This is a genomic window from Streptomyces sp. ISL-1 (assembly GCF_018614585.1).
Lineage (GTDB): Bacteria > Actinomycetota > Actinomycetes > Streptomycetales > Streptomycetaceae > Streptomyces > Streptomyces maoxianensis.
Window position 1 is genome coordinate 54,473 of sequence record NZ_JAGGOI010000042.1, and the last position, 6,252, is coordinate 60,724.

At 66.8% G+C, this 6,252-nt stretch carries 4 protein-coding genes and 3 pseudogenes; 6 read left to right on the forward strand and 1 reads right to left on the reverse strand.

The genetic code is table 11. The features are described 5' to 3' along the window. Positions 1-154: 154 nt before the first annotated feature. The 4 genes and pseudogenes from J7E87_RS36600 to J7E87_RS28815 form a co-directional block, all read left to right on the forward strand. Positions 155-436 (forward strand): annotated as a pseudogene (locus J7E87_RS36600) (transposase); the annotation flags it as partial. A 25-nt stretch (positions 437-461) separates the two neighbouring features. Then, positions 462-770, forward strand: a pseudogene (locus tag J7E87_RS36605) (integrase core domain-containing protein); the annotation flags it as partial. Between the two features lie 851 nt (positions 771-1,621). Further along, positions 1,622-1,870, forward strand: coding sequence for an SCO4226 family nickel-binding protein (locus J7E87_RS28810; protein WP_215097487.1), 249 nt, complete (start codon positions 1,622-1,624; stop codon positions 1,868-1,870). A gap of 533 nt (positions 1,871-2,403) precedes the next feature. Beyond that, complete coding sequence (locus J7E87_RS28815; protein WP_215097488.1) at positions 2,404-4,482, forward strand: SpoIIE family protein phosphatase; 2,079 nt, start codon at positions 2,404-2,406, stop codon at positions 4,480-4,482. A 61-nt stretch (positions 4,483-4,543) separates the two neighbouring features. Here J7E87_RS28815 and J7E87_RS28820 read toward each other — a convergent pair. Next, positions 4,544-5,338: pseudogene (locus J7E87_RS28820) on the reverse strand (tyrosine-type recombinase/integrase); the annotation flags it as partial. 187 nt (positions 5,339-5,525) lie between these two features. Between J7E87_RS28820 and J7E87_RS35540 the strand changes: the two are divergent. Together J7E87_RS35540 and J7E87_RS28830 are read left to right on the forward strand one after the other, a co-directional pair. Then, the gene (locus J7E87_RS35540) at positions 5,526-6,008 is read left to right on the forward strand and encodes an ANTAR domain-containing protein (RefSeq protein WP_251018145.1); all 483 of its coding nucleotides are present in this window, start codon (positions 5,526-5,528) and stop codon (positions 6,006-6,008) included. Positions 6,009-6,094: 86 nt separating this feature from the next. Beyond that, positions 6,095-6,247 carry a hypothetical protein gene (locus J7E87_RS28830; RefSeq protein WP_215097489.1) on the forward strand — a complete coding sequence of 51 codons (153 nt, stop codon included), beginning with the start codon at positions 6,095-6,097 and terminating at the stop codon, positions 6,245-6,247. The last annotated feature ends 5 nt before the right edge of the window (positions 6,248-6,252 follow it).

Genomic DNA, 6,252 nt, shown 5'->3' on the forward strand with positions numbered 1-6,252 from the left:
CCGCCATTAGCGGCTTGGGTGATCGTCGGAGTTCAGTGGGGCACCAACCGATGTGCTGCTCTACGCCCACCACACCCAGTTCCCCGAGTGCTGCCCTGTCCAGGTGAACCGTTCCGGGTTCGGTGGAGACTCGATCGTTTGAGAGGATCGAGTCATGGCACGCCCGTCTCCCTATCCCGTTGAGCTGCGCAAACGCGCGGTCCGCATGGTCGCCGAAGTGCGGTCCGACTACGACACCGAGTGGTCCGCGATGAAGGCCGTCGCCGCGAAACTCGGCATCGGGTCGACTGAAACGTTGCGTAAATGGATCCGCCAGGTCCAGGTCGACAACGGGGCTCGGCCAGGCACCACGACGGAGGAGTCGGCCGAGTTGAAGCGGTTGCGGCGCGAGAACGCCGAGCTCAAGCTGGCGAACGAGATCTTGAAGGCGGCGTCGGCTTAGCCGGCGCGTTCGAAGCCTCAGCCAATACACCTCGTTCATGCTGGCCACACATCTGGCCGGCGAGGGCATCGCGGCGTCCATCGGCTCGGTCGGCGACGCGTACGACAACGCGCTGATGGAGTCGACGATCGGCCTGTACAAGACCGAGCTGATCAAGCCCCGCCGGCCCTGGAAGACCCTTTCCGAGGTCGAGTTGGCCACCGCTGAGTGGGCCGACTGGTACAACCACCGCCGACTGCACGGTGAGATCGGCCACGTCCCGCCCGCAGAATACGAAGCCGCCTACCACCTTCAGAACACTGAACCCCAGGTCACAGTCACAACCTAGAGTCTCGATCAAACCCGGAACGGTTCAAGGTGCGGGTACCCGTGGACAGGCCCAACGCCCCGGATGACTGGTGACCAGCGCGGACTGTTCTGCGATCGGTGCCAGGCTTACAAGGCAGTGGTCACTTCTGCTGCCTTACACCAGTACAAGCGACGAGCGCCTGGCCGTCTTCGGGGAGGAAGAGCATGAAGACCCAGGAGCCATCGGAAGAGTCGACACGACCGAGCGAACAGGTTGGTCATGCTGGCGAAGCAGCTGAACAGCTCGCTCCAGGTCCAGTGTCTCCAGCCCGAGCCGGCGAGTGTGTCGAAGCCGACGTCCGTAGACCTGGGTGAGTGACTCAGCAGAGGTCGACCCGTTCCAGACTACGTAGGCACCACCGTCCAGTAGCGCGTTACGAGCCGCGGTCGTAGCCTCAGCGCCGTCAGCGAGCAGTCGAACAAGCACGTCGCGTTCCACGGTCACCTCCACTCGGGATCCTGCGGTACAGCAGCGAAGTACAGCAACCGTGTTGCCCGCAGTCGTCCGCCACCGAACGCAAGGAGGCGACTGACCAGCCCGGCAGACCTCAGCGACCGTCCCGCCGGTAGTTCGCATCGAGGGGCAGCCGGCAGGCGAGTTGACTCAGTCATTGAGACTCCCGCCCCAAACCGCTCCACCGCCCTCTCGACCTGGCCAACCAAGACGAGCGCGAGCACGACCTCGGCGACCTGCCCAGCCGCGCCAAGCACTGACGGCGGTCACGGGGGCGAGTCGCCCATCGCGACCCGCAGGTGCAGCATGGGAGGAGAGGGCCGAGGCTGGCGGCTACCGGTTCCCGGTGCCGTCACGAGACCGGAGGAGTGGGAGCGATGACGAAGTTCATGGATGTACACCACGGCATGAAGGGGATTACGAGCGAGCAGTTCCTGGCCGCCCACAGGGCTGATCTGGCGGTGGAAGGCGACGAAGGCGTGCACTTCGAGCAGGCCTGGGCCGACCCGGATTCCGGCACGGTGTGGTGCCTGTCCGAAGGGCCCTCGGCGGAAGCGATCCAGCGGACCCATGAGCGGGCGGGCCACACCGCCGACGAGATCTACCCGGTGTCGCTCGTGCTGTAAACGGCAGCGCGAAGGGCTTCCGGAGCCATGCCACTCTCGTGCCAGTACCTCACCGCTCGTGCCCGATCCGTGCCCGATAGGTCGGTGAACCACGGTCAACAGCGGGTGCCAGGAAGAGCCCTCGGGATAGCCCTGGCATCCGTGCACGCTGGTCAGGCCGCAGCCGAGGCGCAGGAGCACGGTGATTCCCAAGCTCAGAGCGCGGGTTCGATTCCCGTCACCCGCTCCACAATGAAGGCCCAGGTCAATGACCGGGGCCTAGTTTGTTGTTAGACCATTTTTTGGGCGCGTGCCATTCGCGTGCCATAAGGGGCCGATTACCGCGCTGAATTGGGCCACGCAAGCCCCCCTCAGCAAGAGTCGACGTGGCGTCATTCCATATCGCGAGATGCCCTCACTACTGTGACTTGCGCCACTGTCGGGGTGGGCGCCTGAGCGTATGCAGACGCGAAGTGATCGCCCTCGCTGGCTGCGCCGCTGGTCGTCCAAGGGGGGAGCATGGGGGCAGGGGGCAGGCGGAGGGAGTGCCCGGGATGAGTACAGCCGGACCTTTCCGTGCCGACTCCGGCCTGCCACGCGCCGGCCCGTTCACGCCGAGTGGGCTGCTGGACCGGTTCAGCGTCGCCGCGGTGGTTCTGGACACCGATGGGCGGATCGTGTTCTGGAGCCCACAGGCCGAGGAGCTGTTCGGATACACCGCCCAGGAGGCACTGGGCGAATACGCCGGTCGACTGCTGGTCCATGAACAACACCTCGACTTGGTGATCAAGCTGTTCGTCGATGTTATGGACACCGGCCAGAGCTGGGCGGGTGCCTTCCCGATCCGGCACAAGGACGGCAGCACTCGGCTGGTCGAGTTCCGCAACATGCGGCTGCTGGATGACCTCGGCGATATCTACGCCCTGGGTATCGCTGCCGATCACACCACCCTCAGAAAGGTCGAGACAGACCTCGCGATCTCCGAGCGACTGTTCTCCCAGTCGCCGATCGGGGTGGCTGTATTGGACCCCGACCTGCATTACGGGCTGGTCAATCGGGCGATGGAGCACATCGACGGGCTGTCTGCCGCCGAACACATGGGGCGGCATGTCCGGGAGGCGTTGCCCTTCCTCGACGTCGATTCGATCGAGTCCGCATTGCGGCAAGTGTTGGAGACCGGAGTCCCCGAGATTGATCAGCACGCCGTCGGCATCACACCAGCTGATCCGGATCACGACCATGCCTGGTCCATCTCGTTCCACCGCCTCGAGGACGTCGGCGGGCACATCCTCGGCGTGGCCATCTCAGTCGTGGATGTGACCGAGCGGCACCGCGCGGCCACCGAGGCCGCCCGGGCCCGGAGGCGCCTGGCCCTCATCGCCGAGGCGTCCGCCCGCGTAGGCACCACCTTGGACGTGGACCAGACCGCCCGGGAGCTGGCCGAGATCGCAGTGCCCGAGCTCGCCGACGTCGTCTCGGTGGACGTCCTCGACTCCGTCCTGGCTTTCCAGCACTCGGCCACGCCGACCACCGGACCGGAACTCTTCCGCGCTCTCGCGGTCGCGACCGCCTGCCCCACCGAAGCGGCCCGCGCCGCTGACCCTCCCGGAGAGCTCGCTTCCTACGGCCCCGACCGCCTGGTCACCCGATGCGTACAGACCGGCATGCCCATCCTGATTCCCCACGTCGACCATCAGGATCTGCAGCGCATCGCGCGCAATGCCGATGCCGCAGCCCTGCTGGCCCACGCCGGTGTCCACTCTTACCTGGCCATACCGCTGGTCGCGCGCGGCGAGGTTCTTGGCGCTGTGGGCTTCCAACGCGCCCGCAACCCTCAGCCCTTCGACGAGGACGACGCCACCCTGGCTGGTGAACTCGCCACCCGCGCGGCCGTGTGCATCGACAACGCCCGCTGGTTCCAGAGCGTGCGCAACACCGCAGTCACCCTCCAGCGCAGTCTTCTGCCGCAGCATCCACCACACCACGTCGGCCTCGATGTGGCCTCCCGCTACCAGCCGGCATACGCCTCCAGCGAGGTCGGCGGGGACTGGTTCGACGTCATCCCCCTGAACGGCGACAAGACGGCACTGGTCGTGGGCGACGTGATGGGCAGCGGCATTGACGCCGCCGCCACCATGGGCCGACTGCGTACAGCAACCTGCGCCTTCGCCGACCTCGACCTCACCCCCGACGAAGTACTCCAGCACCTGGACAAGATCACCTGCGGCCTGGAGCACTACATCGCCACCTGCCTCTACGCCGTCTACGACCCCCACCGCGAGGAGTGCCACCTCGCCAACGCCGGTCACCTGCCCCCCGTACTGGTCCACACTGACGGTCCCCCCGAGCTGGTCAGCCTGCCCACCGGAGCCCCTCTCGGTGTCGGCGGCGTCTCCTTCGAACGCACCACCCTCCACCTCGACGCCGGTGATCGGCTGATCCTCTACACCGACGGCCTGGTCGAAACCCGCCACGATCCCATCGACGAGCGCCTGAACGCCCTCCTCCAACTGCTGGACGGCCCGCGGCTGCCCTTGGAAGAAACGGCGGACCGGCTCCTTCGCGAACTGCGCGACCCGGAGCATCACGACGACGTCGCTCTGCTCATCGCCCAGACCAGCCACAGCACTTGAGGCGCGCGCTCGTGACTCGCTGACCGAGCCCCGAGTGCCGGGGCGGCGCCCGGCAGCCGGATCACATCTCGCGCACAGCCAGTTCGCTGATGTCGCGTGGGCGCGGGACCAGTGGGTGGACGGTCGCGTCCTCGCCGCCTGCCTCCGCCGCCATCGCCTGCTGGCGGCGTACGTCGGTATCGATGTCGGCGGCGAGCTTGCGCTGGTGCTCCTTGGTGGAGTGCTGATAGATCAGCTGCGCCTTCTCGGACGACTGGCCGGCGCGGACCATCAAGTCCTTGAGCTTCGCGCCGGTGTCGGCGGCGAGGGTGTTGCCCGTGTGCCGCAGATCGTAGAAGCGGAATTTCTTCGGCAAGCCGACCTGGTCGGGGGCCTTACGCCACTTGCGGCCGAATGTGGTGCCGCGCAGGGCCGCCCCCTTCTCGCCGACGAACACCAACCCCTCGGGGCCCGGCTGGGCGAACCACTCCATGTGCCTGCGTACATCGAGGTGCACGAAGGCCGGCAGCACGATCTCCCGCTTGCCCGCGCGGGACTTGGGGTCGCCGACCACTCGCCGGCCGGTGTTCAGCTCGGGCGCGGCACGGCGTACCCACACCGATCCGGCGTCGAGATCCACGTCGGCGCGGCGAAGCTCGGCCAGTTCCTCCGGGCGCATCGAGGCGAACGCGCCGAGCAGGACCATCAGCCGCCAGCGCAGCCCGATCACGTCAGCCAGGGCGAAGACCTGCGCGACCGAGGCGACGGGACGCTCGTCAGCGTCCTCGCGGCCCGCTCCGCGGATCCGGCACGGATTCTTGCGGATCATGTCGTCCTCGACCGCGGTCTCCATGACGGCCTTCAGCAGGCGGTAGGAATCAGTGCCTGCGCGGTGCCGTTTGAGGGCCGCTGCTTTCCGCTGGCGGCCAGGGTGCGTCGCTCACTGCGGGTTCGGCCCCGGGACCCCAGGACGAACGCACTGCAGGGTCGAGGTCACAACTTCCGGTGCCGCCTGGCGGGCGCTCGCTGTCACCGCCGGTCCGCTGGTGAAGGCGACGCAAGGCATGCCGCAGCGCCTGTTGCATGGCGTCGGGGAGGGCCTCGTCCTCCGTGGTGGCTACCAGGGCCGCGGCTACGTCCCTGAGCTTGACGTTGCAGTGCTGCGATACGTCCACCAGCAGGCCCCAGGCCCTCTCACGGGACACGGTGCCAGGGCCATCACCATGCCACGCGCCTGGTCGATCACCGCACGACTGGCCAGCGCCCGGCTCAACTGTTCATTCTCGGGCTGCAGTTCCAGAATTTCCGCGACCAGAGCGGCGTCTGCCGCCGAGCCCACAGACGTGAAAGTCCGGGCCGAGATCGACCAGGCCACCGGCATCCTCACCGTACAACTCGGCGTCGGCATCGAAGAAGCCTTCGTCCGGCTCCGCGCCTATGCCTATGCCCAAGGGCGCCGGCTCGCTGAGGTGGCCGCCGACGTGGTCGCCCGCCGTCTCAGCTTCTTCCCGAACACGGATCCAGATCAAGGCGATGACGATGCCTGACACTCCCGCACGGGCCGATGGATGCACTGCGCTGCACTTCCCGCCCCTCCCCAGCGGGACTAGTCTTTCAACAGAGGGTGTCCAAAATGAATGAGCAGCTCCTCGCCAAGACTTTCGTCGAGTTGGCGGACAACCTGGGGTCACGTCCGCTGGAGTGGTGTATCGACGGCCACTCGGTGATCTCGTATTTGAGGCTATGCGGTGAGTTCGGTGGGCAGGACGGACTCGTCGTCTTCTGACTCGA